This is a genomic window from Pseudomonas sp. 2848 (assembly GCF_003253945.1).
In the GTDB taxonomy this organism is placed as follows: Bacteria; Pseudomonadota; Gammaproteobacteria; order Pseudomonadales; family Pseudomonadaceae; genus Aquipseudomonas.
The window spans coordinates 249,736-276,160 of record NZ_QKZD01000003.1 but is presented as its reverse complement, the minus strand read 5'-3'; the positions used below and the strand labels follow the sequence as shown (position 1 = coordinate 276,160).

Annotated in this window: 21 protein-coding genes; 10 read left to right on the top strand and 11 right to left on the bottom strand. The window is 67.0% G+C overall.

What is annotated here, in order from left to right; translation table 11 throughout:
* From DFS21_RS08400 to DFS21_RS08385, 4 genes are read right to left on the bottom strand one after another with little or no spacing between them, the layout of a single operon-like run.
* A complete protein-coding gene (locus tag DFS21_RS08400; protein WP_110699799.1) occupies positions 1-1,449 on the bottom strand; it encodes a GspE/PulE family protein in 1,449 nt (482 codons plus the stop codon).
* The gene (gene gspD / locus DFS21_RS08395) at positions 1,449-3,398 is read right to left on the bottom strand and encodes a type II secretion system secretin GspD (protein ID WP_111532169.1); all 1,950 of its coding nucleotides are present in this window, start codon (positions 3,396-3,398) and stop codon (positions 1,449-1,451) included. The genes DFS21_RS08400 and gspD overlap by 1 nt, the downstream gene beginning before the upstream one ends.
* 3 nt (positions 3,399-3,401) lie before the next feature.
* Entirely contained in the window at positions 3,402-3,821 is a 420-nt protein-coding gene (locus DFS21_RS08390) for a pilus assembly protein PilZ (protein WP_102682925.1), read from the bottom strand.
* The gene (locus DFS21_RS08385; protein ID WP_111532128.1) at positions 3,818-5,464 is read right to left on the bottom strand and encodes a lipoprotein UxpA; all 1,647 of its coding nucleotides are present in this window, start codon (positions 5,462-5,464) and stop codon (positions 3,818-3,820) included. Before DFS21_RS08385 ends, DFS21_RS08390 begins: the two co-directional genes overlap by 4 nt.
* Before the next feature lie 207 nt (positions 5,465-5,671).
* Here DFS21_RS08385 and DFS21_RS08380 point away from each other — a divergent pair, with 207 nt between their 5' ends.
* Positions 5,672-7,717 carry a PhoX family phosphatase gene (locus tag DFS21_RS08380; RefSeq protein WP_102682927.1) on the top strand — a complete coding sequence of 682 codons (2,046 nt, stop codon included), beginning with the start codon at positions 5,672-5,674 and terminating at the stop codon, positions 7,715-7,717.
* A gap of 72 nt (positions 7,718-7,789) precedes the next feature.
* Here DFS21_RS08380 and gspK read toward each other — a convergent pair whose 3' ends face one another.
* Positions 7,790-8,755: a type II secretion system minor pseudopilin GspK gene (gene gspK / locus DFS21_RS08375; protein ID WP_110699807.1), complete on the bottom strand. Its 966-nt coding sequence runs from the start codon at positions 8,753-8,755 to the stop codon at positions 7,790-7,792.
* Positions 8,756-8,891: 136 nt separating this feature from the next.
* On the opposite strand from gspK, the gene tatA reads away from it, so the two are divergent.
* The 3 genes from tatA to tatC are packed head-to-tail and all read left to right on the top strand — an operon-like array spanning position 8,892 to position 10,131.
* Positions 8,892-9,110: a twin-arginine translocase TatA/TatE family subunit gene (gene tatA, locus DFS21_RS08370; RefSeq protein ID WP_046854345.1), complete on the top strand. Its 219-nt coding sequence runs from the start codon at positions 8,892-8,894 to the stop codon at positions 9,108-9,110.
* Positions 9,110-9,397: a Sec-independent protein translocase protein TatB gene (gene tatB / locus DFS21_RS08365; RefSeq protein WP_046854344.1), complete on the top strand. Its 288-nt coding sequence runs from the start codon at positions 9,110-9,112 to the stop codon at positions 9,395-9,397. Before tatA ends, tatB begins: the two co-directional genes overlap by 1 nt.
* On the top strand, positions 9,397-10,131 hold the full coding sequence (tatC, locus tag DFS21_RS08360; RefSeq protein ID WP_110699809.1) for a twin-arginine translocase subunit TatC: 735 nt from the start codon (positions 9,397-9,399) through the stop codon (positions 10,129-10,131). Before tatB ends, tatC begins: the two co-directional genes overlap by 1 nt.
* A gap of 101 nt (positions 10,132-10,232) precedes the next feature.
* On the opposite strand, the gene DFS21_RS08355 is transcribed toward tatC, so the two are convergent.
* Together DFS21_RS08355 and DFS21_RS08350 are read right to left on the bottom strand one after the other, a co-directional pair.
* Positions 10,233-10,472, bottom strand: a complete 240-nt coding sequence (locus tag DFS21_RS08355) for a DUF3077 domain-containing protein (RefSeq protein ID WP_050704173.1) — start codon at positions 10,470-10,472, stop codon at positions 10,233-10,235.
* Positions 10,469-10,708, bottom strand: a complete 240-nt coding sequence (locus tag DFS21_RS08350) for a hypothetical protein (RefSeq protein WP_094011672.1) — start codon at positions 10,706-10,708, stop codon at positions 10,469-10,471. Before DFS21_RS08350 ends, DFS21_RS08355 begins: the two co-directional genes overlap by 4 nt.
* Before the next feature lie 461 nt (positions 10,709-11,169).
* On the opposite strand from DFS21_RS08350, the gene DFS21_RS08345 reads away from it, so the two are divergent.
* From DFS21_RS08345 to nagE, 5 genes are read left to right on the top strand one after another with little or no spacing between them, the layout of a single operon-like run.
* Positions 11,170-11,901: a GntR family transcriptional regulator gene (locus DFS21_RS08345; protein ID WP_038706720.1), complete on the top strand. Its 732-nt coding sequence runs from the start codon at positions 11,170-11,172 to the stop codon at positions 11,899-11,901.
* Positions 11,902-11,912: 11 nt separating this feature from the next.
* On the top strand, positions 11,913-13,001 hold the full coding sequence (nagA, locus tag DFS21_RS08340; protein ID WP_110699811.1) for an N-acetylglucosamine-6-phosphate deacetylase: 1,089 nt from the start codon (positions 11,913-11,915) through the stop codon (positions 12,999-13,001).
* Positions 12,998-14,020 carry an SIS domain-containing protein gene (locus tag DFS21_RS08335; protein WP_110699813.1) on the top strand — a complete coding sequence of 341 codons (1,023 nt, stop codon included), beginning with the start codon at positions 12,998-13,000 and terminating at the stop codon, positions 14,018-14,020. The genes nagA and DFS21_RS08335 overlap by 4 nt, the downstream gene beginning before the upstream one ends.
* A gap of 18 nt (positions 14,021-14,038) precedes the next feature.
* Positions 14,039-16,582 (top strand): phosphoenolpyruvate--protein phosphotransferase, encoded by a 2,544-nt coding sequence (gene ptsP, locus DFS21_RS08330; protein WP_111532127.1) that lies wholly within the window; start codon positions 14,039-14,041, stop codon positions 16,580-16,582.
* A gap of 12 nt (positions 16,583-16,594) precedes the next feature.
* Entirely contained in the window at positions 16,595-18,256 is a 1,662-nt protein-coding gene (gene nagE / locus DFS21_RS08325) for an N-acetylglucosamine-specific PTS transporter subunit IIBC (RefSeq protein WP_111532126.1), read from the top strand.
* A 110-nt stretch (positions 18,257-18,366) separates the two neighbouring features.
* Here nagE and DFS21_RS08320 read toward each other — a convergent pair whose 3' ends face one another.
* Together DFS21_RS08320 and purL are read right to left on the bottom strand one after the other, a co-directional pair.
* Positions 18,367-18,678, bottom strand: coding sequence for an NIF3 1 (locus DFS21_RS08320; protein WP_023632229.1), 312 nt, complete (start codon positions 18,676-18,678; stop codon positions 18,367-18,369).
* Between the two features lie 3 nt (positions 18,679-18,681).
* Positions 18,682-22,581, bottom strand: coding sequence for a phosphoribosylformylglycinamidine synthase (gene purL / locus DFS21_RS08315; RefSeq protein ID WP_110699819.1), 3,900 nt, complete (start codon positions 22,579-22,581; stop codon positions 18,682-18,684).
* Between the two features lie 325 nt (positions 22,582-22,906).
* On the opposite strand from purL, the gene mltF reads away from it, so the two are divergent.
* Positions 22,907-24,364 carry a membrane-bound lytic murein transglycosylase MltF gene (mltF, locus tag DFS21_RS08310; protein WP_111532125.1) on the top strand — a complete coding sequence of 486 codons (1,458 nt, stop codon included), beginning with the start codon at positions 22,907-22,909 and terminating at the stop codon, positions 24,362-24,364.
* A 57-nt stretch (positions 24,365-24,421) separates the two neighbouring features.
* Here the strand turns inward: mltF and tadA are convergent, their stop codons facing one another.
* Together tadA and DFS21_RS08300 are read right to left on the bottom strand one after the other, a co-directional pair.
* On the bottom strand, positions 24,422-24,901 hold the full coding sequence (gene tadA, locus DFS21_RS08305; RefSeq protein WP_046854335.1) for a tRNA adenosine(34) deaminase TadA: 480 nt from the start codon (positions 24,899-24,901) through the stop codon (positions 24,422-24,424).
* Entirely contained in the window at positions 24,901-26,283 is a 1,383-nt protein-coding gene (locus DFS21_RS08300) for a multicopper oxidase family protein (RefSeq protein ID WP_111532124.1), read from the bottom strand. The genes tadA and DFS21_RS08300 overlap by 1 nt, the downstream gene beginning before the upstream one ends.
* Positions 26,284-26,425: the final 142 nt, after the last annotated feature.

The window sequence follows — 26,425 nt, the reverse complement described above, 5'->3', positions numbered from 1 at the left end:
CTAGCCCTGCACCACGCGCAGCACTTCGGCCAGGCTGGTCTCGCCACGGGCCAGACAGTCGCGGGCCTCAGCCACCAGGCTCTGCCGACGGCCATCCAGGTAGGCCTGCATGGCCAGTTCGCTCTCGCCGTCGTAGAGCAAGGCAACCAGCCCGGCGTCCAGCTCGATGAATTCGTACAGCCCCAGCCGGCCGACATAGCCGCTGCCCTGGCAGTGCTCGCAGCCGACCGGGTGATAGCTTTCGCGCAGGCTGCCCAGCTCCGGCCACAGTTCACGCTCGGCGCTTTGCAGCGGCTGCGCCACCGCGCAGGTGCACAGGCGCCGCACCAGGCGCTGGGCCAGCACGCCACGCAGGCACGAGGCAATCAGGAACGGCTCGATGCCCATGTCACGCAGGCGGGTCACCGCACCGACGGCACTGTTGGTGTGCAGGGTCGACAGTACCAGATGCCCGGTGAGGCTGGCCTGCACGGCGATCTGCGCAGTCTCCTGGTCGCGGATCTCGCCCAGCATGATCACGTCCGGGTCCTGGCGCAGGATGGCGCGCAAGCCACTGGCGAAGGTCAGCCCGGCACGCGGGTTGATGGCGGTCTGGCCGATGCCGGCGATGGCGTATTCCACCGGGTCCTCGACGGTGAGGATATTGCGGCTGCCGTCATTCAGGCTGTTGAGGCTGGCGTACAGCGTGGTGGTCTTGCCCGAACCGGTGGGGCCGGTGGACAGCACGATGCCATTGGGCCGCGCCAGGCAACCACGCAAGCCACGCAGCACCGTGGCAGGCATGCCCAGGTTGTCCAGCGCCAGCAGGCTGGCCTGCTTGTCGAGCACGCGCATCACCACCCGCTCGCCATGGATACCGGGCAAGGTCGAGACCCGCACATCCACCTCGCGCCCGGCGGCGCGCAGAGTGATGCGGCCATCCTGGGGCTGGCGCTTCTCGGCGATATCGAGCCGCGCCATGACCTTGATCCGCGACACCAGCATCGCCGACAACGCCCGTGGCGGGCGCAGCACCTCGCGCAGGTGGCCGTCGATGCGCAGGCGCACCACCAGGCTCTGCTCGAAGGTCTCGATATGGATATCCGAAGCGCGCAGGCGCAGGGCCTGGCCGAACAGGCCGTTGATCAGGCGGATCACCGGTGCCTCGTCATCGCTTTCCAGCAGGTCCTCGATGCGCGGCATCTCGCTCATCAGGCTGTCCAGGTCGACCTGCTCGCCGATGCCTTCGATCAAGGCCTGGTTCGCCGCCTCGCCAGCCTGGTAAAGCTGGCCGAGACGCTCGTCGAAGCTCGCGCTGTCGAGCTGCTCGACGGCCACCGGCTGGCCATGCACGCGCAGCAGTTCCTGCAATTGGTCACTGTCGGCGTCGCCGCGCAGCCACAACTGCCAGCCGTTTTCAGCTGGTGCCATGGCCACCCCGCTCTGCCGTGCCAGGCGATAGGGCAGCATCACCAGTCACCGCCTTCCAGACGTGCCCGGCTGGCGGGGAACACTTGCAGCAACGGCAGGCCCTCGGCCAGCGCCGGCAGCTTGAGCGGAGTGTTTTGCTGAAGGCTCTGGTACTTCTGCTGGCTCAGTCCGGCCAGGCTCTCGCCGTCACGCAGGATGCGCGGGCGGATGAACACCATCAGGTTCTGCTTGGTGTTCTTGCTGGCGTCGGAGCGGAACAACCGGCCCAGGTAGGGAATATCGCCGAGCAGCGGCACGCGCTGATTGCGGGTGGCCATTTCGTCGCTGATCAGCCCGCCGAGGATCACCAGGCCGTTGTCCTCGACCATGACCTTGGTCTTGATCTCGCGCTTGTTGGTGATCACGTCACTGGCGGCGCTGGAGTCGGCGATCGACGACACCTCCTGGACGATGTCCAGGCGCACGCTGTCGTCGATGCTGATCTGCGGCTTGATGCGCAGCTTCACCCCGACTTCCTTGCGCTCGATGGTCTGGTAGGGGTTGGCGTTGTTCTGGGTGACGGAGCCGGTGACGAACGGCACCTCCTGGCCCACCAGGATCGACGCCTCGGCATTGTCCAGGGTCAGCAGGGTCGGCGTGGACAGCAGGTTGAAACCGCTCTTGCCCTTGAGTGCGTTGACCAGCATGGCGAAGTTGAAGCCACCACCGATATGGCCGATGCCGGCGGTGGCGCCGGTGGTGGCCGAAAGCAGCTTGCCGAGTTTCTCGTTGTCTCCGCTGCTGGCGGCCCCGGCGATGCTGGCGATGTTCACCCCGTTGCCGCCGAAATTGACGATGCCGGCGCCGAACTTCTCGTCGGCGAACAGCCACTGCACGCCCAGTTCCTGGGCGCTGCTGTCGGAGACCTCGGCGATGATCGCCTCGACCACCACCTGCGCCCGGCGAATGTCCAACTTCTCGACGATACTGCGGTAGGCGGCCAGTTCGCTGTCCGGGCCGACCATCACCACGGCGTTGGTGCCCTCCTCGTACTCCAGGCGAATGCCCGAGTCGCTGGCCGCCGGCACCGGCGTATCCTTGCCCTCGCCTTCCGCCGCCGGCACCGTGCCAGTCTGGCTCAGGCCGCGCAGCACCTTGACCACCTCGGCGGCATTGGCGTGGCGCAGATAGATGACCTGGGTATTGCTGCTGCGCAGACTGTCGCTGGGCCGGTCGAGCTGCACCAGCAGCGCCCGCACCCGCTCCCGGCTGTCGGCGCTGCCGCGCACCAGCAGCGCATTGCTGCGCGGGTCGGCAACCACCTGGGCGCTGTCGGCGCCCTGCTCGCGGGCCAGCAGGCGGGTCACCAGGCCAGCGGTGTCGGCAGCGCTGGCATGCTTGAGCGGCATCACCTGCAACGGCTCGTCGCTGACCTGGTCGAGCTGGCGCAGCAGGCTTTCGATGCGCTCCAGGTTACTGCGCCAGTCGGTGACCACCAGCAGGTTGGCCGCCGGATACGGGGTGATCACCCCGACCCGTGGGTCGATCAGCGGCTTGAGAATGCCGAGCATCTGCTCGCTGGCGGCGTTGCGCACATTGAACACGCGGGTGGCCACGCCGTCGCTGCCTTCGGCCTTCTTGCCCGCGGTTTCCACCGGCACCGGCTCCAGGCGCGCGGCCTGGTCGGGCACGATCTTCACGCTGCCGTTGGGCAGGTCCACGGCCGCGAAGCCCTGGGCGCGCAGCTGGGCAAGGAAGATGTCGTAGATGGCGTCGGCGTCGTGGCGATCGACCGTGCGCACGGTGACCTTGCCCTGCACCCGGGGGTCGACGATGAAGGTGGTGCCGGTGATGCGCGACACGCTGTCGATGAACTCACCGAGCTCGGTGTCGACGAAGTTCACCTCGTACAGCGGCGTGCCGTCGTCGGCAAAGACCTCCGGCTCTTCGGCCCAGGCCAGGGACATGCCGAGCATCAGCAGCCCGGCCAGACAGTACCTTGCGATCATCATTCATCCTTGGCGCTTGAAGCCGGTCACGGCGGGGCGTGGTGGCCAGGGCAGGCGTTCGCGCCGCCCGTTGTTGTCGAAGATCAGGCCATCGGCGTCGATGTCCTGCAGCACGATGCCCGGCGCCAGGCGCTGGCCACGGCCGAGGGTGCGCACCTGTTGGCCATGGCGCAGTACCACCACGCTGGCCGACAGCGGCTGGGCCTTGAGCCCGCCCAGGTAGGCCAGGGGCAGGCGAGTGAGCGGGATGCGCCCGTCATCGACAGGCGTCTGCCAGTGCTCGGCCAACAAGCCTGGCAACGGTGCCGGCGCCGGCACCGGCGCATTGGCCGGTTGCGGCTGGCGGCTGAGCAGCAGCACGCACTGCGCCGCCAGCCAGCCGGCGAGGGTCAGCAACGCGAAGCTGAAAAGACGCGAGATCACGCGACCACCTGGCGCGGGTGCCAGCCAGGGTGGCCCTGCACGTAGCGCACGGCCGGCAGTTGCAAGGGAGCCAGGGCCCAGCCCGGCGCCTGGCGGGTCAGCCAGGCTTCGAGGGTCTGCCACAAGGGCGCGCCGGCCTGGGCATCGAAGTGCAGGCCAAAGGTGCGGCACAGGCCCTCGACGGGTTGCAGGCCGATGATGCGCTTGCCGTTGGGGCTGTAGCTCACCTGCCAGTCCTGGCTTTGCCAGCGCGGCAGGTCCTGGCTGTTGTCCAGCAGCAACGGGTCGCCGAACAGCTGCTCGGCGGCGTTCTCCAGCACCTGCTCGACCTGGCGCGCCGGGGCCTCGACAACCGGGGCGGGATAGCCGCCAGTCAGGCTGATCAGATGCTCGCGGGTGATCGCTTCACCGGCTTGCAGAGGGTAGTCGTAACGCAGGCCGGGCAGCAGCACCGGCATGCTCGAGTCGTCGGCCAGGGCCTGGTGCAGCAGGCGGTCCCAGCTGCCGCCACGGGTATCGCGGCGCCACAATGCTTCAGGGGCACGCGCCAGCGGCTGGTCAAGCCAGGCGGCATGACCGCTGCGCTGGCGTTGCAGTTCGCTGCGCAACTGGCTGGCACGGGCCAGGGCCTGCGGTGCGAGGCTGTGCTCGAAGGCCGGGAAGAACCGCGCCTCGAACTGCCATTGGCCGCCTGCCTGGCGGCAGCGCAGGCGAAACGCGCCACTGGCCCGGCAACCGGCGAACAGCACCGGTACCCGGCGGCCGCTGGCTTGGGTGGCCAGCACCGGCGCCGGCCACAGGTCCTGGCCACGGGCACACAGCAGCACATCCACCTCGGGTATGCGCTCGGCCAACCACAAGCCCGGGCCGGTGCCGACATCCGCCAGCGCCACCACCAGGTCGGCCTCGCGCCGGGCTTGCTGGAAGCTCGGTTGCAAGGATTGGTACCACTGTTTCAGGGAGGCTTTCTGGTCCTGGGCGTAGGGGTCGGTGACGCCGACCACTGCGATGCGCACACCGCCACGCTGGAACACCTGCAGCCCCTTGACGCCCAGCGCCTTGCCCTGGGCATCGGCCAGCCCGGCGCCGAGGGTAATCGAGGAGGACTGCCGATAGAGCCCGGCACTGCGCTGCGGCCACAGCACACGCTCATCACTGCTGACCCGCGCTTCGCTGCCCAGCAGTTGGCTGCCCTGCACACCGCTTTCGCCCTGGGTGAGGTAGGCCAGGCCGCTGCCGTTCCAGCATTGGCCGTTCTCCAGGGTCAGGCACTGTTCGCTACCGGCCTCGCGCCGCAGCTGTTCGAGCAGCGCGGCCAATACTGCATAGCCTCCAGTCTGGGCCTGGCCGGCAAGGCCAGCATCGAGCAACGGCGCCAGCGCCGGCTGCCCGGCGCTGGCATTCGGCCCGCTCATCCAGGGTGCACGGCCCAGGTGGCTGACCGGGCCCAGGCGTGTGGCCGGCACAACGGCCTGGCCCGGTTGGCGGGCGTCGAGGGTGTCGGCGACATACAACAGGTCCAGCGCCCGATCGGCCCCGCCACGCGGCAGGGGCAAAGCCGAGCAGGCGCCGAGCAACGGTGCCAGGGCACCGACACCCATCCAGCTGATCACTTCGCGCCTGCTCGCCATCGACTCCGCCATCCCTGTTCACGTAGGGCTCCGGATATTGCGGCGCTTGCGTGACAGTTTGATGGCAGAAAACCGACGTTAATTCCAAAACAGCGCAGGTTAACGCTTTAGTAATAGCGGTGAGTTTTAAAGGCTCTTTAACAAATCTGACAATCAATCATCATACTTGCCCTCTACAGTCGCGGTTTCCTTCAACTCAGCCAAAAAAAGGACACCCTGATGAGTCGAGATACCGGCGATAACCTGGACCGCAACCAGAGCGGCAACCTGCCGATGGCCAGTGTCATGGACACTTACCTGAGCCGTCGCTCCGTGGTGCGCGGCAGCCTCGGCGCGGCCATCGCCATGATCGCCGGTGCCGGCCTGACCGGTTGCTTCGACAGCGGCGGCGGCTCGGATCACGACGATCCAGCGCCGCAGCCGGAGAAACCCAAACTCAAGCTGGGCTTCAACTCCATCGCCGGCTCGCGCACCGACGCCTGCGTGGTCGCCGCCGGCTACAGCGCCTACGTGCTGGCCCCTTGGGGCACGCCGCTGAACGCCACCGCCAACCCATGGAAGGCCGACGGCAGCAACACCTCCACCGACCAGGCCAACGCCATGGGCATGCACCACGACGGCATGCACTTCTTCCCCATCAACGGCAGCTCCAGCGATGGCCTGCTGGCGATCAACTTTGAATACATCGACACCGCCGCCCTGCACCCGGCCGGCCCCACCACCGTTGCCGGCAAACGCCCGGTCGAAGAGGTGCGCAAGGAGATCAACGCCCACGGCGCCGGCGTGGTGCGCATCAGCAAGGTCGCCGGGCGCTGGCAGGTGGTCGACAACGACCCGCTCAACCGCCGCTTCACCACCGTCTCGCTGATGGATATCGCCGGCCCGATGCGCGGCACCGACCACGTCAAGACCAAGTTCTCGCCCACCGGCACCCAGTGCCGCGGCACCAACAACAACTGCGGCAACGGCTACACCCCGTGGGGCACCTACCTGACCTGCGAGGAGAACTGGCCCGGCATCTTCGTCAACAAGGGTGTGCGCCCGGCCGACCAGGTGCGCATCGGCGTCTCTTCGAGCAGCGGCCAGTACAAGTGGGAAACCGCGGCGGGTGATGCCAGCGAAGTGGCCGGCGAATTCGCCCGCTTCAACATCACCCCCAGCGGCGCCAGCGCCACCGATGACTTCCGCAACGAAGCCAGCACCTACGGCTACATCGTCGAGATCGACCCGTACACTAACAACACCCTGGCGGTGAAGCGCACCGCCCTGGGCCGCTTCCGCCACGAAGGCTGCTGCCCGGGCCTGCCGGTGGCCGGCAAGCCGCTGGTCTGGTACACCGGCGACGACTCCAACAACGAGTACCTGTACAAGTTCGTCTCCGACGCGCTGTGGGACCCGGCCGACGCCAATCCGGCCGACCGCCTGGCCACCGGCGCCAAGTACATGGACAAGGGCAAGCTGTATGTCGCCCGCTTCGATGCCAACGGCACCGGCGCCTGGCTGCTGCTCGACGTGGCCACCCCGACCACTGCCGGCAGCACCCTGGGCGCGCAGTTCGGCGACCTGCCGGGCATCATCCTCAACACCCGTGGCGCTGCCGACGCCGTGGGCGCCACGCCCATGGACCGCCCCGAGTGGACCGCCGTCAACCCACTCAACGGCGATGTCTACCTGACCCTGACCAACAACAGCGCGCGCACCGCGGCCAAGGTCGACGCGGCCAACCCGCGCGGGCCGAACCGCCACGGCCACATCATCCGCTGGCACGACAGCGACGACCACAAGACCTTCACCTGGGACATCTTCGTGTTCGGCGCCAACGCCGCCGGTGCGCCAGACATCAACCGCTCGGGCCTGACCGAACTGAACCAGTTCGCCAGCCCCGACGGCATGAGCTTCGATAGCCGCGGCGTACTGTGGTTCGAGACCGACAACGGCGAGGCCACCCTGACCAGCTACACCAACGACCAGGTGCTGGCAGTGATCCCCACCGACCTGGTGGACGCCAACGGCAAGCAGGTCCCGGTCAACGCCACCAACCAGGTGGACCTGCGCCGCTTCTTCGTCGGGCCGAATGGCTGCGAGGTGACGGGGATTGCCTTCACCCCGGACAACAAGACCATGTTCGTCAACATCCAGCACCCAGACAACTGGCCAAGCACCGACAAGGCCACCGACGTCACGCCGGCCGGCACCTCGGTGCGGCCACGGGCTTCGACGGTGGTGATCCAGCGTAATGATGGCGGGGAGATCGGCACCGTCTGATCGATCAGCTTTCACCTCAATCGCGGGACAAGTCGCATCGGTACGCCGATGCGACTTGTCCCGCGATTTTTTCTACCAGGCCACCGCCTCCCTGCCCCTGACCCGCACCTGCTGCGCCGGCACCCGCGCATGCCATTGCACCACGCCCAGCGCCTCGATCTGGAACTGGCTGCGCAGCGTGCGCCCCTCTTCTTCGAACGACAGCTGCAGGACGAAATGGCCGCTGTTGAGCAGCAACCCTTCGCTTAGCCGGGCGAAGGTCTCGTCATCCACCGCCCCCAGCGCCTGGCGCAAGGCCGCGGCATCGACATACCCGGCCGCCGGGCGGCCACTGATCACACGGCTGAGCATCGAACGGGAAAACCGTCCTTCGTACATCGCCTCCAGCAACGGCAGATGCTCCAACCCCAGGGCATTGGCATTGAGCCGCCAGCCGCTGGTCGACGGCAGCGCGCAGAGCATTCGATAGCGGCCTTGCCGACCACTGTCCGGCTCCAGCAGCAGGTTGAGCTCACTGGTGTCGAGCATCGGCTGGTTGGCCGCCAGTCGCGGTGGTTGCTGGCGCAGGTACTGGGCGCTCTCGGCGCCCTGCAGGCGGGCATCGCTGTCGGCATCCAGCCAGTCGGCCAGGGCATCGACCAGCCGTTCTGCAGCCATGTCATCGCCCAACAGCTGGCGCAACTGGCGCTCGGCCCGTGGGCCATCCTCCCCCAGCAGGGCGTTGACGTTGAAGCAGCTGTGCTGGTCGATCACCCGCAACTGTGCCTTGCCGGCACCAAAATCATAGGCCAGCGGCTGCCCACGCAGGGCCTGCCAGAACAGCGGGCTGGCGCGCCAGGCCGGATCACGCAGGGCCTGGGAGGCGTAGGCCAGCCCCGCCTGCTCCATGGCCCGCACCTGCACCCGCTGGTGCAGCAGCCGCACCGCGTCCACCTGGCGCCGGCCATCCTCCACCAGCCAGGCCAGCCCCGCTGCGAGCATCGCCAGTACCACCAGCACCATCAGCAGTGCCGCGCCCTGTTGTCGCCTGCGCCCCATCCCTGTCTTCCCGTGGCCGCTGAAAAGCGCCAGTCAACACGCCAGTTGTTGCAGGCAGATGGCAGTCATGTGCCCGTCATCTGCACAGGGCAGGATTGGCCTTTCTTTTTCTTTGACCTGACAGGAGTGGTCTTACATGGGTGGCATTGGAATCTGGCAATTGGTGATCGTGCTGTTGATCGTCTTCCTGCTGTTCGGCACCAAGCGTCTCAAGGGGCTGGGCGGTGATGTCGGCGAGGCGATCCAGGGCTTTCGCAAGTCCATGGGCGGCACTGCCGACAACACTGTCGAGCAACAGCCGCAGGTGCTGAACAATCAGCCGGTGCAGCAGACGCAAACGGATCGTCAGGCCTGATGTTCGAGATCGGCTTCACCGAACTGCTATTGGTGGGCATCGTCGCGCTGCTGGTGCTCGGCCCCGAGCGCCTGCCGGTGGCGGCGCGGACCCTGGGCCGTGGGCTGGGTCAGGCCCGTCGGGCACTGAATGCGTTGAAGGCGCAGGTGGAACGGGAGATCGACATGCCCGCCCTGGATGCCGCGCCGTTGCAGCGCCTGGAGCAGGAGCTGCGCCAGGGCATCCAGCTCGACGCGACGCCGGCCAATGACCCGACACCAGTCGCCCATGCCAAGGAGAGCGCTTGATGTCCCTCGCTCTCGACCAGGCGACGCGCATGCCACTGACCGATCACCTGCGCGACCTGCGCAAGCGCCTGGTGCGCTGCCTGCTGGTGATCGCGCTGGTGTTCTGCGGGCTGTTCCCCTTTGCCCAGACGCTGTACACGCACATTTCCGAACCGCTGCGCCGTTACCTCCCCGAAGGCGCCAGCATGATCGCCACCAGCGTCACCTCGCCGTTTCTTGCGCCGTTCAAGCTGACGGCGATGTGCGCGCTGTTCGTCGCCATGCCGCTGCTGCTGCACCAGGCCTGGGGCTTCATCGCCCCGGGGCTGTACCGCCGCGAACGGCGCATCGCCCTGCCCCTGCTGGTGTCGAGCATCGTGCTGTTCTACGGCGGCATGGCGTTCGCGTTCTTCCTGGTGTTCCCGATGATGTTCGGTTTCTTCGCCAGCGTGACCCCGGACGGGGTGGCGATGATGACCGACATCGGCCTGTACCTGGACTTCATCCTGGCGCTGTTTTTGGCGTTCGGCCTGGCCTTCGAGATCCCGGTGGCGACCTTCATCGTGGTCTGGGCGGGGCTGACCGACGTGGCCACGCTGCGGCGCAGCCGGCCTTATGTGATCGTCGGCTGCTTCGTGGTGGGGATGATCCTGACGCCGCCGGATGTGTTTTCCCAGACCATGCTGGCGGTGCCGATGTGGGTGCTGTTCGAGGTGGGGTTGCTGGCGTGTGGGTTGGTGCGCCGGGCGGAGTAAAGCTGTACCGGCCTTATCGCGGGGCAAGCCCGCTCCCACGCCAATCGCACATTTGCACTCTCTGCGTGGGAGCGGGCTTGCCCCGCGATAGGGCCATCAGCTCAACCAGAACGGTTCAACCCCACCTCCATGTCATCGATCAGCGCCTTGGCCATGGCGCTGAGGATCCGCGCCGAGCTGCCGGCCAGCAGGTCACCCTCCATTTCCGCCTCGCAAGTCAGGTGGCGGATGCAGCCGAGCAGCACCGACAACTCGCTGAAAGCGTCCTCGAAGGAAACACCCGGCTCGACCTTGAACAGGTCCAGGCAGACCGTGCGACCTGCGGTATGTCCGCGAGTCATGGTCGCAGCTCCGGCTTGTGTTCGAGCAGGGCGCAAGCCAGTTGGCCGAGGTAGTCGCTGGCGGTGAACAGACGGTCCTGAACTTCACCGGGTTCGGTCTGGAAGTAGATATCGAGCACATCGGAGATGGCAGTGGCTACCTCGACGGCGGCGGCCATCGCCTCCTCGCGGGCGAGCGTGGGACGGATACTGATGAAGGGTGCGAGACGGGGTGGGTCAGGTACGCGTTTTTTCATTGGGAAGTTCCTTCGTGATTAACAGGAACCGCCACTTGATCGTTCTCACATGATTGGGTGGCAGCCGTACACGGAGTGAGAACCCGGTCACGAAGAAAACCGGTCAGGCAGAGCCTGCCCGCGCACGGCTGCCATAGCAGAGCGGCGTTCTTCGTGATGCGGGTTCTCACACCCTGTCACCACAATGTGGCGACCCGGTGAAGTTATCCCTGAGGTCTTTCCCCGACAACGCAGCAGCTTCCGGCAAGCACGTAGGATAGTTCCCAAGCTTTTCCGGTTGAAGCATTTGGTTTCAAGTTCGGAAATTTCCGACAGGAGATTTGGGGGACGGGGCGTTCATCGATAGGCGCCAAATCTCTATCGATATACATCCCCATCGACACACCAATCCAGACCAGTGGTATTGACCTGGTATTAAAGTGGTATTAATTTTCATCCCACAACAATATCGGACACCGCCCATGCGTCCTCTAACCGCCCTGCGTCCCGACGACACCAGCGCCACCCCGCTCTACCTACAGCTGGCACGCAACCTGGAGCAGGCCATCCACGCCGGCCAGTGGACCGCCGACCAGGCCCTGCCCTCGGAGCGCACCCTCAGCGAAACCCTGGACATCTCCCGGGTCACCGCGCGCAAGGCCCTGGAAGTCCTGCTCGAACAAGGCCTGATCCAGCGCATCCAGGGCTCCGGTACCTTCATCACGCCACGCCTCGAACAACCCCTGTCACGCCTGTCGAGCTTCAGCGAAATGCTGCGCATGAAAGGCTTCGTGCCCAGCTCGCAGTGGCTGGAGCGCAGCATCGGCACGCCGAGCAGCGACGAACTGATCCGCCTCGGCCTTTCACCTACCGACCAGGTGGCCCACCTCAAGCGCCTGCGCAAGGCCGACGACATCGTCATGGCGGTGGAGGTCAGCACCCTGCCCGCCCGCCTGCTCGGCGACCCGCAGGCCATCGGCGATTCGCTGTACCAGCACCTCGACCAACTCGGCCGCCCGGTGGTCCGCGCCCTGCAACATATCCGCGCGATCAACGCCAGCGACGAACTGGCCGCCCAGGTGGGCATCGCCCCCGGCACCGCCATGCTGCTGATGACCCGCATCGGCTACCTCGACGACAACACCGCCATCGAGCTGACCGACACCTACTGCCGCAACGACTACTACGACTTCGTCGCCGAACTGCGACGCTGACCGGAGCCCCCATGGACATCGCCAACATCCTCACCCCCGACGGCTGGGTGCGCGGACAACTGCACCTCGAAAACGGCCGCATACAGGCCATCGAGGGCACGCCGTGCGACCCGCTGACCAACGACCTGCCCTACCTGCTGCCCGGTTTCATCGACCTGCATGTGCACGGCGGCGGTGGCAGCGACATCATGCAAGGCGGTGGGGCCTTCGCCACCATCGCCCGCACCCATCGGCGCTTCGGCACCACCTCGCTGCTGGCCACTACCATGACCGCACCACGCGAGGAACTGGCCCGCGTGCTGGGCGAGCTGGGCACGTACCTCAGGCAGCCACGCCAGGGCGCGCGCATTCTCGGCGTGCATCTGGAAGGCCCGTATATCAATCCCGGCAAGCTCGGCGCACAGCCGAACTTCGCCCACCAGGCGCTACTCGACGAGGTCGAGGAGTACCTGGCCCTGGCACCGATCAAGGTCATCACCATCGCCCCGGAAATCGCCGGGCACCTGCTGCTGATCCAGGCCTTGAGCCAGCGCGGCATCCGCCTGCAGATCGGCCACACCCTGGGCAGCTACGAGGAAGGCGTGGCGGCGCTGGAAGCCGGCGCCAGCAGCTTCACCCACCTGTACAACGCCATGAGCCCGCTGCACCACCGCGAGCCGGGCATCGTCGGCGCGGCCCTGGCCCACGCCCGCTACGCCGAGCTGATTCCCGACTTGCTGCACGTACACCCCGGGGCGATCAAGGTGGCCCTGCGCGCGATCCCGTGCCTGTACTGCGTCACCGACTCCACTGCCGCCGCCGGCATGCCCGACGGCGAATACCGCCTGGGCAGCCACACCGTGACCAAGTGCCTGGGTGGCGTGCGCCTGCCCGACGGCACCCTGGCCGGCAGCACCCTGACCATGGACCAGGCCCTGCGCAACCTGGTGAAGATCGGCCTGCCGCTGGCCGAGGCCTCCGCGCGCCTGTCCCGCCACCCCGCCGATTACCTCGGCATCGCCGACCGTGGCCGCCTGCAACCGGGCGCCTGGGCCGACGCGGTGCTGCTCGATCGCCAACTGAACCTGACCGCCGTGATGGTCGAAGGAGAAACCGCATGAGCTCAAGGATGCTCGAAGAAGCCCGCAGCTGCGCCAATGTCGTCGAACGACAGAACCAGGCGCTGGACCCGCGCCTGGAAACCCTGAGCGAACAGCTGCGCCGGCTCGACCCGCAAGTGGCGCTGACCGTGGCCCGCGGCAGTTCGGATCACGCCGCCAGTTACTTCGCCTATGTCGCCATGCAGCAACTCGGCCTGCCAGTGGCCTCGCTGCCGATGTCGGTGGTGACCTTGCAACAGGCGCCGCTACGAGTACGCGGCCAGGTGGCGCTGGGCTTCTCGCAGTCGGGCCAGAGCCCGGACCTGGTCGACAGCCTGCGTCGCCTGAACGAGTGCGGCGCGACCACCGTGTCGCTGGTCAATGCCGAGGGCTCGCCGCTGGAGCAGGCCTGCCAGCACCACCTGCCGCTGGGCGCCGGCCCCGAGCTGTCGGTGGCGGCGACCAAGAGCTTCGTCGCCACCCTGAGCGCCAGCGCCCGCCTGGTCGCCCATTGGGGCCAGGACCGCGCCCTGCTGGCAGCCGGCCTTGCCCTGCCCGCGCAATTGCGTGAAGCCGCCGCCCAGGACTGGAGCCCGGCCCTCGCCACCTTGCGCGATGCCGAACGGCTTATGGTGATCGGCCGTGGCGCCGGCTTTGCCATCGCCCAGGAAGCGGCGCTCAAGCTCAAGGAAACCTCGGTGATCCAGGCCGAGGCCTTCAGCAGCGCCGAGGTGCGCCACGGCCCCATGGCGCTGATCGACGCCCAGTACCCGCTGCTGGTGTTCGCCCCGCGCGGCGTCGAGCAGGCCGGCCTGCTGCAACTGGCCGCCGACATGCGCCAGCGCGGCGCTCATGTGCTGCTGGCGGCGCCGGCCGATATCGCCGGGCGCGACCTCACCCTGAGCTGCGCCGAACACCCGGCCCTGGACCCGCTGCTGGCGATCCAGAGCTTCTACGTCATGGCCGCGGCCCTGGCCGAGGCCCGTGGCCTCGACCCCGACCAGCCGCGCCACCTGAGCAAAGTGACCTGCACGCAGTGAAGCCGCGAGGAACCGCGCATGCCCGACAATAACAAGATCATCCTCCATGCCCCGCTCGCCGGGCCGCTGGTGCCGCTGGAGCAAGTGCCAGACCCGGTGTTCAGCAGCGCCACCCTCGGTGACGGCGTCGCCATCGACCCACTCAACGACGTGCTGCACGCCCCGTGTGCCGGCGAGGTGGTGCAACTGGCCCGCACCGGCCACGCGCTGACCCTGCGCGCAACCAACGGCGCGGAAATCCTCCTGCATATCGGTGTCGACACCGTGCAACTGCAGGGCCGTGGTTTCTCGCCGTTGGTGGCGCTGGGCGACCAGGTCAGCCAAGGCCAGCCGCTGGTGCGCTTCGACATGGACCAAGTGGCGCAGCACTGTGTCAGCCTGGTTACGGTGATGCTGATCAGCAATGGCCCTGGCTTTGGCCTGAGGCGACTGGAGGCAGGCAATGCGCAACTTGGCGCGGCGCTGCTGGAGGTCGAGGCCACGGGTCGTGAAGCGAATGCCCGGCCGGTCAGCCATGAAAGCGCGCGCGGTCATGCCCGGGTCGCTCATCACGGCGGCCTGCACGCCCGCCCCGCCGCCTTGCTGCGCCAGACTGCGCAAGGCTTCCAGAGCCGAGCCATGCTGCGCTTAGCCGAGCGCGAGGCCGACCTCGACAGCCTGGTGGCGGTCATGGGCCTGGGTGTTGGCGAAGGTGCCGAAGTCGAACTGATCTGCACCGGGCCGGACAGCCAGGTCGCGCTGCAGGCGTTGATCGCCGCCGTACAGACGGCCTCGGTCGGTGAGCGCCATGCCGCGCATGCGCCAACCAGCACCGCCATGCCCAAGCCCGCTGCCGGGCCCGGCATGCTAACCGGTGTCTGCGCCGCCCCCGGCCTGGCCCAAGGGCCGCTGGCCCGGCTGGACGGGGTCAGCCTGCCGCCCGACAACGGCGACAACGACCCCGCCGCACAGCACCAGGCGTTGAACACGGCCTTGGCCGAAGTGCGCCACGCCATCGACCGCGACTGGCGCCACCTGCCGCGCGGCCAGGAGGACGCGGCGGCGATCCTCGAGGCCCACCTGGCCTTGCTCGACGATCCGGCCCTGCTCGGCGACGCCCGCCAGCATATCGCCGACGGCGTCGCCGCCAGCCATGCCTGGAGCCGTGCCATCGATGCCCAATGCCAGATCCTGCGTAGCCTGGGCAACCCGTTGCTGGCCGAGCGCGCCAACGACCTGTACGACCTGCAGCAGCGTGTTCTGCGGGCCTTGCTTGGTGAAACCCGGCAACTGCGCCTGCCGCCCTCGGCCATTGTCGTCGCCCATGAACTGACGCCCTCCGACCTGCTGCTACTGGCCCGCCATGAGGTCGCCGGGCTGTGCATGGCCGCCGGCGGCGCCACCTCGCACGTCGCCATCCTTGCCCGCGCCCGCGGCCTGCCGTGCCTGGTGGCCGTAGGCGAAGCGCTGCTGGAACTGCCCACCGGCACGCCGCTGGTGCTGGACGCCGACTTGGGCCGCCTGGAAACCGAGGCTGATGCGCAGCGCCTGGCCGAGGTGCAGCGTCATGTGCAACAGCGCCGCGAAACCCGCCAGCGCCAGCAGGCCGCCGCCCAGCAAAGCGCCCGCACCCGTGATGGCCAACTGATCGAGGTCGCTGCCAATGTCGCCAGTGCCGAGGAAGCCGCCGAGGCCTTGGCCCAAGGCGCCGACGGCATCGGCCTGCTGCGCAGCGAGTTCCTGTTCATCGACCGCCCCACCGCGCCGGACGAGACGGAGCAGCGCAGCGCCTACCAGGCCGTGCTCGATGCCATGGGCGAGCGTCCGGTGATCATCCGTACCATTGATGTAGGCGGCGACAAGCAGCTCGACTACCTGCCCCTGCCGGCCGAGGCCAACCCGGTGCTGGGCCTGCGCGGCATCCGCCTGGGCCAGGTGCGCCCGGAGTTGCTTGACCAGCAGTTGCGCGCGCTGCTGCAAGTCAGCCCGCAACAGCGTTGCCGGATCATGCTGCCGATGGTGACCGAAGTCGACGAGCTGATCGCCATCCGCCAGCGCCTGGACCGGCTGGCCGGCGAGCTGGGCATCGCGCAAAGCGCCGAGCTGGGGGTGATGATCGAAGTCCCCGCCGCGGCGCTGCTCGCCGAGCGCCTCGCCGAACACGCGGACTTCTTCTCCATCGGCACCAACGATCTGTCCCAGTACACCTTGGCCATGGACCGCGATCACGCCGGCCTGGCCGCGCGAGTGGATGCCTTGCACCCCGCCTTGCTGCGCCTGATCGAGCTGACCTGCCAGGGCGCGGCGAAGCACGGGCGCTGGGTCGGCGTGTGCGGCGCGCTGGCCTCCGACCCGCTGGCCACGCCGGTGCTGGTCGGGCTGGGCGTGGCCGAGCTGTCGGTCAGCGCGCCGCAGATCGGCGAGATCAAGGCGCAGGTCCGTCAACTCGACGCCGCCGCCTGCCGCCGCTTCAGCCAGGGCCTGCTGGGCTTGACCAGCGCCGCCACGGTGCGCCAGGCCTGCCGCGACTTCACCGCCCAGTCCCACGCCCAACCGACCGCCGCCGCGGCCCTACAACAATAATCGGAGCGCACCATGTACCAGCACTTCATCCAGGGCCTGCAACGGCTCGGCCGCGCCTTGATGCTGCCCATCGCCATCCTGCCCATCGCCGGCCTGCTGCTGCGCCTGGGCGACACTGACCTGCTCGACATCGCCCTGGTGCATGACGCAGGGCAAGCGATCTTCGCCAACCTGGCGCTGATCTTCGCCGTCGGCATCGCCGTGGGCTTCGCCCGCGACAACAATGGCACCGCCGGGCTGGCCGGGGCCATCGGCTACCTGGTGCTGGTGGCGACGCTGAAGGTGATCGACCCGAAGATCGACATGGGCATGCTCGCCGGGATCATCTGCGGTCTGCTCGGCGGCGGCCTGTACAACCGCTTCAAGGACATCCAGTTGCCCGACTACCTGGCGTTCTTCGGCGGCCGGCGCTTCGTGCCGATTGCCACCGGGGTGTCGGCGGTGTTCCTCGGGCTGCTGTTCGGACTTATCTGGCCACCGATCCAGCATGGCATCAACGACCTCGGCCAACTGATGCTGGAGAGCGGCAGCATCGGCGCATTCTTCTTCGGCGTGCTCAACCGGCTGCTGATCATCACCGGCCTGCACCACATCCTCAACAACCTGGTGTGGTTCGTGTTCGGCAGTTTCCAGGCGGCCAGCGGCCAGGTGGTAACCGGCGACCTGGCGCGCTTCTTCGCTGGCGATCCGCACGCCGGGCAGTTCATGGCCGGCATGTTCCCGGTGATGATCTTCGGCCTGCCCGCCGCGTGCCTGGCCATGTACCGCCACGCCGTGCCGGCACGGCGCAAGCTGATCGGTGGCGTGCTGTTGTCGATGGCACTGACCTCGGCGTTGACCGGGGTGACCGAGCCGATCGAGTTCGCCTTCATGTTCCTCGCGCCGCTGCTGTACCTGATCCACGCGCTGCTCACCGGGGTGTCCATGGCGGTCTGCGACCTGCTGGGCATCCGCCTGGGCTTCACCTTCTCCGGCGGCGCCATCGACATGGCCCTGGGCTGGGGGCGCTCAAGCAACGGCTGGCTGGTGTTCCCTGTAGGCCTGCTGTATGCCGTGGTCTACTACTTCGTGTTCGACTTCTGTATCCGCCGCTTCGACCTCAAGACGCCAGGGCGCGAGGAGCAACCCGGCAACGAAGCGGCCGCCAGCGCGGATGCGCCCAGGGCGCGGCGCTTTATCGACGCACTGGGCGGCGCCGCCAACCTGCAAGGCGTTGATGCCTGCACCACGCGCCTGCGTCTGGTACTGGCCGATCGCGGCCTGGCCCAGGACCAGGCCTTGAAAGCCCTCGGCGCCATGGCGGTGGTACGGCCTGGCAGCGGCGGTAGCCTGCAGGTGGTGGTGGGGCCGATGGCCGATGCGCTGGCCGATGAGATCCGTGGTGAGCTACCCCATGCGCGGGTGACGGCACCGGTGGCCGAGAAGACCGCCGTGGTCACCGAGGCGGTCGTCGTGGATGAATGGCTGCAGGCCCTGGGCGGGCGCGACAATCTGCTGGAAGCGCAGTGCGTGGCCTCGAGCCGGGTGCGGGTGCAAGTCAGGGATGAGAGCAAGGTGGCACAGGATCACCTGGCTGCCTTGGGATGCCTGGGAGTGAGTCCGCAGGCGGGCGGCGTGTGGCATCTGCTGGTAGGTGGCAAGGCGCCTGCGCTGGGCGCCGCCTTGCAAGGCTGAAAAGCATCGCGGGGCAAGTCGCATCGGCGCACCGCCGCTCCCACGAATTTGCTTCGTGAGAGCGGCGGTGCGCCGATGCGACTTTCCCCGCGATGTCATTCAACGTTTTCCTAGAAATCGGCCAGCGGCCAGACCTCATAGGCAGGTGTTTCATACGGGTGGCTCTGCTTAAGCGCAGCGACCACCTGGGCGATCAGCGCATCAGCCACCACCAGCTCCACCTTCCACTCCTCAACCACCTCGACCTGACCGGTCTGCCCGAGGTACGGCTGGCTGCCGTGCAACGGGCGGAACTGGCCCTGGCCGAGGGTCTGCCAGGCGCAGTGGTCATAGTCGCCAATGCGCCCGCCTCCAGCGGCGAACACGGCGGCCTTGACCACTTCGACATGGCTGTCGGGGACGAAGAAGGCGAGCTTGTACACGCCTTAGTTCACCCACACACGTGCATTGCGGAACATGCGCATCAGGGCTGCGTCTTCCTGCCACTCATCCGGGCGCCAGGAGTTCTGCACGGCGCGGAACATACGCTCCGGGTGCGGCATCATGATGGTCACGCGGCCGTCGCGGCTGGTCAGGCCGGTGATCCCGCGCGGCGAGCCGTTCGGGTTGGCCGGGTAGGCTTCGGTGACCTTGCCGTGGTTGTCGACGTAGCGCAGGGCCACGCAACCGGACAGGTCGGCTTCCAGCAGTGCCTCTTCGCTGGCGAATTCGGCATGGCCTTCACCGTGGGCGATGGCGATCGGCATGCGCGAACCAGCCATGCCCTGCAGGAAGATCGAGTTGGACTTCTGCACCTCGACCATGGCCACACGGGCTTCGAACTGCTCCGAGCGGTTGCGCACGAAGTGCGGCCAGTACTCGGTGCCCGGGATCAGCTCGTGCAGGTTGGACATCATCTGGCAACCGTTGCACACGCCCAGGGCGAAGCTGTCGGTACGCTCGAAGAAGGCCTGGAAGGCATCGCGGGCACGGGCGTTGAACAGCGCCGACTTGGCCCAGCCCTCACCGGCACCGAGCACGTCGCCGTAGGAGAAGCCGCCGCAGGCCACCAGGCCCTTGAACGCTTCGAAATCGACACGACCCGACAGGATGTCGCTCATGTGCACGTCGACGGCGGCGAAGCCGGCGCGGTCGAAGGCCGCGGCCATCTCGACCTGGCCGTTGACGCCCTGCTCGCGCAGGATCGCCACTTGCGGGCGCACGCCTTTCTTGATGTACGGCGCGGCGATGTCTTCGTTGACGTCGTAGCCGAGCTTGACCGACAGGCCTGGGTTGTCCTCCTCGAGCAGCGCGTCGAACTCCTGGTCGGCGCAGTCGGCGTTGTCACGCAGGCGCTGGACCTGGTAGCTGGTCTCGGCCCACTGGCGCTGCAGCAGGCGACGGTCGCCCTTGAACAGCTCTTCGCCTTCGAACTTGATCAGCACTTCACCGTTGTTGATCGGCTGGCCGATCACCGCGACGCAATCCTCGCCCAGGCCTGCGGCGCTGAACTGCGCCAGCACATCCGGCGTGGCGTCCTGACGGACCTGGATCACCGCGCCCAGCTCTTCGTTGAAGAGGATGGCCGCGACTTTCTCGCGCTTGCTGGTCAGGTTGCCCAGTTCCAGCTCCAGGCCACAGTGGCCGGCGAAGGCCATCTCCAGCACGGTGGTCAGCAGGCCACCGTCGGAACGGTCGTGGTAGGCCAGCAGGTGGCCGTCTTCGTTGAGGCCCTGGATCACCGCGAAGAACGCCTTGAGGTCTTCGGCGTCGTCGACGTCCGGCGCCTGGGCAGCCAGCTTGCCGTGGGTCTGCGCCAGGATCGAGGCGCCCATGCGGTTCTTGCCGCGGCCCAGGTCGATCAGGATCAGGTCGGTCTCGCCCTTGTCCATGCGCAGCTGCGGGGTCAGGGTCTTGCGGATGTCGGTGACCGGGGCGAAGCCGGTGATGATCAGCGACATCGGCGAGGTGACGCTCTTCTGCTCGCCGGCTTCGCTCCACTGGGTCTTCATCGACATCGAGTCTTTACCCACCGGAATGGTGATGCCCAGCTCCGGGCACAGCTCCATGCCGACGGCCTTGACGGTGTCGTACAGGCGAGCGTCTTCGCCCGGGTGGCCGGCGGCGGACATCCAGTTGGCCGACAGTTTGATATCGGACAGCTTCGCGATGCGCGAGGCGGCCAGGTTGGTCAAGGTTTCGCCGATCGCCATGCGCCCGGACGCCGGGGCGTCGAGCAGGGCCAGCGGGGTACGCTCGCCCATGGCCATGGCTTCGCCGGTGTAGACGTCGAAGCTGGTGGCGGTGACGGCGCAGTCGGCCACCGGAACCTGCCACGGGCCGACCATCTGGTCGCGGGCCACGAGGCCGGTGATGGTGCGGTCGCCGATGGTGATCAGGAAGCTCTTGCTGGCCACGGCCGGGTGACGCAGCACGCGCTCGACCGAGTCGGTCAGGTCCAGCGTGCTCGGGTCGAACTCATCGCCCAGCTCCGCTTCGCGAGCGACCGAACGGTGCATGCGCGGCGGCTTGCCCAGCAGCACGTCCAGCGGCATGTCCACCGGGGTGTTGTCGAAGTGGCTGTCGGTAACGGTCAGGTGTTTCTCTTCGGTGGCCTCGCCGACCACCGCGAACGGGCAACGCTCGCGCTCGCAGATGGCCTGGAAGCGCTCGAAGTCCTCGGCGCTGACCGCCAGCACGTAGCGCTCCTGCGATTCGTTGGACCAGATCTCGTGCGGGGCCATGCCCGGCTCGTCGTTGGGCACGTTGCGCAGTTCGAAGCGGCCACCGCGGCCACCGTCGTTGACCAGCTCGGGGAAGGCGTTGGAAATACCGCCAGCGCCGACGTCGTGGATAAAGGCGATGGGGTTCTTGTCACCCAGCTGCCAGCAGCGGTCGATGACCTCCTGGCAACGGCGTTCCATTTCCGGGTTCTCGCGCTGCACCGAGGCGAAGTCCAGGTCGGCGGAGCTGGCGCCGGTGGCAACCGACGAAGCGGCGCCGCCACCCAGGCCGATCAGCATGGCCGGGCCGCCAAGCACGATCAGCTTGGCGCCGACGGTGATCTCGCCCTTCTGCACGTGGTCTTCACGGATGTTGCCCATGCCGCCGGCGAGCATGATCGGCTTGTGGTAGCCACGGACTTCCTCGCCGTGCGGGGTGTTGATGCCCTGCTCGAAGGTACGGAAGTAGCCGGTCAGGGCCGGGCGACCGAATTCGTTGTTGAACGCGGCGCCGCCCAGCGGGCCTTCGATCATGATGTCGAGGGCGTCGACGATGCGCTCGGGCTTGCCGTACGGCTTTTCCCAAGGCTGCTCGAAACCGGGGATGCGCAGGTTGGAAACGGTGAAACCGGTCAGGCCGGCCTTGGGCTTGGCACCACGGCCGGTGGCACCTTCGTCGCGGATTTCGCCGCCGGAGCCGGTGGAGGCGCCGGAGAACGGGGCGATGGCGGTCGGGTGGTTGTGCGTCTCGACCTTCATCAGGATGTGCACCGGCTCCTGCACCGCGCCGTACTGGCGGGTCTCAGGGTTCGGGAAGAAGCGCCCGGCCACCGAACCAACGATCACCGAGGCGTTGTCCTTGTAGGCCGACAGCACGCCTTCGCTGTGCATCTGGTAGGTGTTCTTGATCATGCCGAACAGGCTCTTCTCTTGCGCCTGGCCGTCGATGTCCCAGCTGGCGTTGAAGATCTTGTGGCGGCAGTGCTCGGAGTTGGCCTGGGCGAACATCATCAGTTCGATGTCGTTCGGGTTGCGCGCAAGGCCCTGGAAGGCGGCGACCAGGTAGTCAATCTCGTCTTCGGCCAGGGCCAGGCCCAGGTCGATGTTGGCCTGGGCCAGGGCGGCGCGGCCACCGGCCAGGATGTCGACCGAGGTCATCGGCTTGGGCTGGGCGTGGCTGAACAGGTCGGCGGCGTCTTCCAGCTTGCCCAGCACGCGCTGGGTCATGCGGTCGTGCAGCTCGGCGGCGATGGCCTGGGCGTCGGCGTCATTGATGCTGCCGGCGACGTAGTAGGCGATGCCGCGCTCCAGGCGCTGGATCGACTGCAGGCCGCAGTTGTGGGCGATGTCGCTGGCCTTGGATGCCCAGGGCGAGATGGTGCCCAGGCGCGGCACGACCAGGAACAGGCGGCCGCTCGGCTCCTGTACCGGCACGCTCGGGCCGTACTTGAGCAGACGGCCCAGCACCTGCTGCTGGTCGGCGGTCAGCTCGCCGTCGACGTCGGCGAAGTGGGCGAATTCGGCATACAAACCAGTAACAGCGGGGACTTTCTGGCTCAGTTGCTCGAGTAATTTACCGTGGCGAAAGGCAGAAAGGGCAGGAGCGCCGCGCAGGATCAACATCGTCGGGACAGCCTCAGGAAGGGGTGTGCTTAGAGGCCGTGCATTCTAGCCTAATTCGCAGGCTTTCGGCACCCGCTCTAAGCCAATGCTGCCGGGCGGTGGAACCGGACTTGCGGGTCAAAAAAATCGCGGGTATTTCATCGTGGGAGCGGGCTTGCCCCGCGATGACACCTACCGGCAAAGAGACTGCCTGAGCGGGCGAATCGCGGGGCAAGCCCGCTCCCACGACCTGCTCCGCCCTGTCGCAGGCACAGTGACGTGCTAGCAGACCTGCCAACCATTGTCGAGATATGGCGCCGACAGTCCTTTGCGTATACTGCACCCTATGTTCGCCCACACTGCTTTGCGCCAGCGTTGCGCCAAATGGCTCTTCGCAACCGGACTCTTCCTGATGCTCGGTGCCTGCGTTGAAAAACCCAGCACCCTCGAGCGCGTCAAGGAGGATGGCGTATTGCGCGTGATTACCCGCAACAGCCCGGCCACCTACTTCCAGGACCGCAACGGCGAAACCGGTTTCGAGTACGAACTGGTCAAGCGCTTCGCCGATGACCTGGGGGTGAAGCTCGAGATCGAGACCGCCGACAATCTCGACCAATTGTTCGACCAACTGGGCAAGCCCTCCGGCCCGGTACTGGCCGCCGCCGGCCTGGTCAGCAGCGAACGCCGCGCCAGCCAGGCGAAGTTCTCCCACCCGTATCTCGAGGTGACCCCGCAGGTCATCTACCGCAACGGCCGCTCGCGCCCGACCAATGCCAAGGGCTTGGTGGGCAAGAAGATCATGGTGCTCAAGGGCAGCAGCCACGCCGACCAGCTGGCCGAGCTGAAAAAGCAGAATCAGGGGCTGGAATACGAAGAATCCGACGCCGTCGAAGTGGTCGACCTGCTGCGCATGGTCGACGAGGGCCAGATCGACCTGACCCTGGTCGACTCCAACGAGCTGGCCATGAACCAGGTCTACTTCCCCAACGTGCGCGTGGCCTTCGACCTGGGCGACACCCGTGACCAGCGCTGGGCGGTGGCCGCCGGCGAAGACAACAGCCTGCTCAACGAGATCAACGAGTTTCTCGACAAGTCGCAGAAGAACGGCACGCTTCAACGCCTGAAGGACCGCTACTACGGCCATGTCGATGTGCTGGGCTACGTCGGTGCCTACACCTTCGCCCAGCACCTGCAGCAACGCCTGCCCAAGTACGAGAAACACTTCAAGACCAGCTCCAAGGTCGAACAGGTGGACTGGCGGCTGCTGGCCGCGATCGGCTACCAGGAATCGATGTGGCAGCCGGAAGTCACCTCCAAGACCGGTGTGCGCGGCCTGATGATGCTGACCCAGCGCACCGCCCAGGCCATGGGCGTGTCCAACCGCCTGGACCCCCGGCAGAGCATCCAGGGCGGCGCCAAGTACTTCATGCTGGTCAAGGACCAGCTCGACGACAGCATCAAGGAGCCGGACCGCACCTGGTTCGCCCTGGCGGCCTACAACGTTGGCAGCGGCCACCTCGAAGACGCCCGCACTCTGGCCAGGCGCGAAGGCCTGAACCCGAACAAGTGGCTGGACGTGAAGAAGATGCTGCCGCGCCTGTCGCAGAAGCAGTGGTACAGCAAGACCAAGTACGGTTATGCCCGGGGCGGCGAGCCGGTGCATTTCGTCGCCAACATCCGCCGCTACTACGACATCCTCACTTGGGTCACGCAGCCGCAGCTCGAAGGCCAAGTGGCCGAGGGCAACCTGCATGTGCCTGCGGTGAACAAGGACAAGCCAGCGGAGCAAGCAGCGCCGATGTGATGGTGTCCGCAGCCAAAGCGTGGGAGCGGGCTTGCCCCGCGATAACGTGGCTGCAGGTTAACCTTTGGCCCGCCGAGCCTTGAAAAACTCGCTGAGTATCGCGCCACATTCCTCGGCCAACACCCCGCCCTCGTACATCACCCGATGATTGAGAAAGCCCTGGGTGAAGAACTGCCCCTGGCTCTGCACGATCCCCGCCTTGGGCTCCAGCGCCCCATACACCACTCGCGCCACTCGTGAATGGACGATCAGCCCCGCGCACATGCTGCACGGCTCCAGCGTCACGTACAGGGTGCTGCCCGGCAGGCGGTAGTTGCTGGCGGACTTGGCCGCAGCGCGGATCGCCACCATCTCGGCGTGGGCGCTGGGGTCGCTGTCGAGGATCGGCCGGTTGAAGCCCTGGCCGAGCACCTGGCCGTGCTGCACCAGCACCGCACCCACCGGCACCTCGCCCAGGGCCGCGCCCTGGGCCGCCAGCTCCAGGGCCAGACGCATGAATTCCTGATCGCGGCTGCGATCGATGATCTGCGGGCGCATCAGACCACCGCTATCGCGGCCATCAGGCCGGTTTCCATGTGGTCGATGACATGGCAGTGGAACATCCAGGTGCCCGGGTTATCCGCCACCAGCGCCACCTGCGCCCGCTCGTTCTTGCCCAGCAGGTAGGTATCGGTGAACCACGGCTCGACGATCTTGCGCCGATTGGAGGCGATCACCTTGAAACTCATGCCGTGCAGGTGGATCGGGTGCTGGTACTGGGTCATGTTCTTCAGCTCGAGGATATAGCTCTTGCCCTTCTGCAGCGTAGCGATGGGCCGGTCGGCGCAAGTCTTGTCGGTGATGTCCCAGGCTTGGCCGTTGATCTGCCACAGGCTCGGCGGCTTGCCGTTCTCGGTGTTCACCGAAACCTTGCCGACCCATTCGAAATTGAAGTTGAGCTTCTCGGCGTTCTCCAGGTCCGGCTCGGCAACCGGGTTCGGCGGCAGCGCCTTGGGCCAGTCGCCGGGAGCGTCGCTGCTGGCCACCGAGCGCAAGGTGCCCAGGCGCACGAAGCCGTCACGCAACGATACCTCCTCGCCCGCCTCGGGAATGCGGATCGCCAGGCAAATGCGCATGCCGGGGCCAAGCCAGTACTCCTCGTCCAGCGGGCGCGGGGTGATCGGATTGCCATCGAGGGCGTAGATCATCGCCTCGCAGTTGCCTTTGAGGTTCAGGCGGTAGGTCCAGGTGTTGTCCAGGTTCAGCAAGCGCACCCGCACCACCTGCCCCGCCGGCAGCTCGGTGACCGACTCGGCCTGGCCATTGATGGTGATCAGCCGCCCGGCCGTGCCGTTGCGCGCCGCCTCGCGGGGGATGCTGAACGGCAGCCAGGCGCCCTGCTCGTCCACGTGCCAGTTCTTCAGGCTCAGGGTACGTTCGTGCTTGAAACCGGTCGGTTCGCGCTCTTCGACGATCAGCGGGCCAACCAGCCCGCGCCCCAGTTCCTCGGAGCTGCTCACGTGGGGGTGGTACCAGTAGCTGCCGGCATCCGGCACCTTGAACCTGTAGTCGAAGTATTCGCCCGGCTTGACCGGCAACTGCGAGACATAGGGAACACCGTCCATCTCCAACGGTAGGCGGATACCGTGCCAATGGATGGTGGTCTCGACGGGTAGATGGTTGATGAAGCGCACCCGCAGCCAGGTACCCTGGCGCACCCGCAGCTCGGTCCCCGGTGCCGACGGGCCGAAGGCCCAGGCCTCGGTCTTGAAGCCCGGCACCAGCTCGACGTCCAACGGTGCGGCGATCAGCTCGTAGTCATGCCCGTCGTTGTCGTCCTCGACCTTGCCCAGCCAGTAACGCGCCGCGCCACCGGCGCCCAGGCCTACCACTACAAGGCCGGTCAGGCCCTTGAGCATTTGTCGACGGGTAAAGGACATCGGTGCGGGTACCTCGTTTCTGCGCGATCAAGCTGCCAGCAGGGCTGGCGATGAAGGGCGAATACGATACACCTGCATTTGCGAAATATTAAGTGAAGTCTTGTCGCAGGGCGGTAGGTTGCCGAAGCGACGTGATCGTACA

Coding starts and splice junctions, on each gene's coding strand:
- DFS21_RS08400 (WP_110699799.1), bottom strand. CDS start 1,449: ATGCTGCCCTATCGCCTGGCACGGCAGAGCGGGGTGGCCATGGCACCA.
- gspD (WP_111532169.1), bottom strand. CDS start 3,398: ATGATCGCAAGGTACTGTCTGGCCGGGCTGCTGATGCTCGGCATGTCC.
- DFS21_RS08385 (WP_111532128.1), bottom strand. CDS start 5,464: ATGGCGGAGTCGATGGCGAGCAGGCGCGAAGTGATCAGCTGGATGGGT.
- DFS21_RS08380 (WP_102682927.1), top strand. CDS start 5,672: ATGAGTCGAGATACCGGCGATAACCTGGACCGCAACCAGAGCGGCAAC.
- gspK (WP_110699807.1), bottom strand. CDS start 8,755: ATGGGGCGCAGGCGACAACAGGGCGCGGCACTGCTGATGGTGCTGGTG.
- tatA (WP_046854345.1), top strand. CDS start 8,892: ATGGGTGGCATTGGAATCTGGCAATTGGTGATCGTGCTGTTGATCGTC.
- tatB (WP_046854344.1), top strand. CDS start 9,110: ATGTTCGAGATCGGCTTCACCGAACTGCTATTGGTGGGCATCGTCGCG.
- tatC (WP_110699809.1), top strand. CDS start 9,397: ATGTCCCTCGCTCTCGACCAGGCGACGCGCATGCCACTGACCGATCAC.
- DFS21_RS08355 (WP_050704173.1), bottom strand. CDS start 10,472: ATGACTCGCGGACATACCGCAGGTCGCACGGTCTGCCTGGACCTGTTC.
- DFS21_RS08350 (WP_094011672.1), bottom strand. CDS start 10,708: ATGAAAAAACGCGTACCTGACCCACCCCGTCTCGCACCCTTCATCAGT.
- DFS21_RS08345 (WP_038706720.1), top strand. CDS start 11,170: ATGCGTCCTCTAACCGCCCTGCGTCCCGACGACACCAGCGCCACCCCG.
- nagA (WP_110699811.1), top strand. CDS start 11,913: ATGGACATCGCCAACATCCTCACCCCCGACGGCTGGGTGCGCGGACAA.
- DFS21_RS08335 (WP_110699813.1), top strand. CDS start 12,998: ATGAGCTCAAGGATGCTCGAAGAAGCCCGCAGCTGCGCCAATGTCGTC.
- ptsP (WP_111532127.1), top strand. CDS start 14,039: ATGCCCGACAATAACAAGATCATCCTCCATGCCCCGCTCGCCGGGCCG.
- nagE (WP_111532126.1), top strand. CDS start 16,595: ATGTACCAGCACTTCATCCAGGGCCTGCAACGGCTCGGCCGCGCCTTG.
- purL (WP_110699819.1), bottom strand. CDS start 22,581: ATGTTGATCCTGCGCGGCGCTCCTGCCCTTTCTGCCTTTCGCCACGGT.
- mltF (WP_111532125.1), top strand. CDS start 22,907: ATGTTCGCCCACACTGCTTTGCGCCAGCGTTGCGCCAAATGGCTCTTC.
- tadA (WP_046854335.1), bottom strand. CDS start 24,901: ATGCGCCCGCAGATCATCGATCGCAGCCGCGATCAGGAATTCATGCGT.
- DFS21_RS08300 (WP_111532124.1), bottom strand. CDS start 26,283: ATGTCCTTTACCCGTCGACAAATGCTCAAGGGCCTGACCGGCCTTGTA.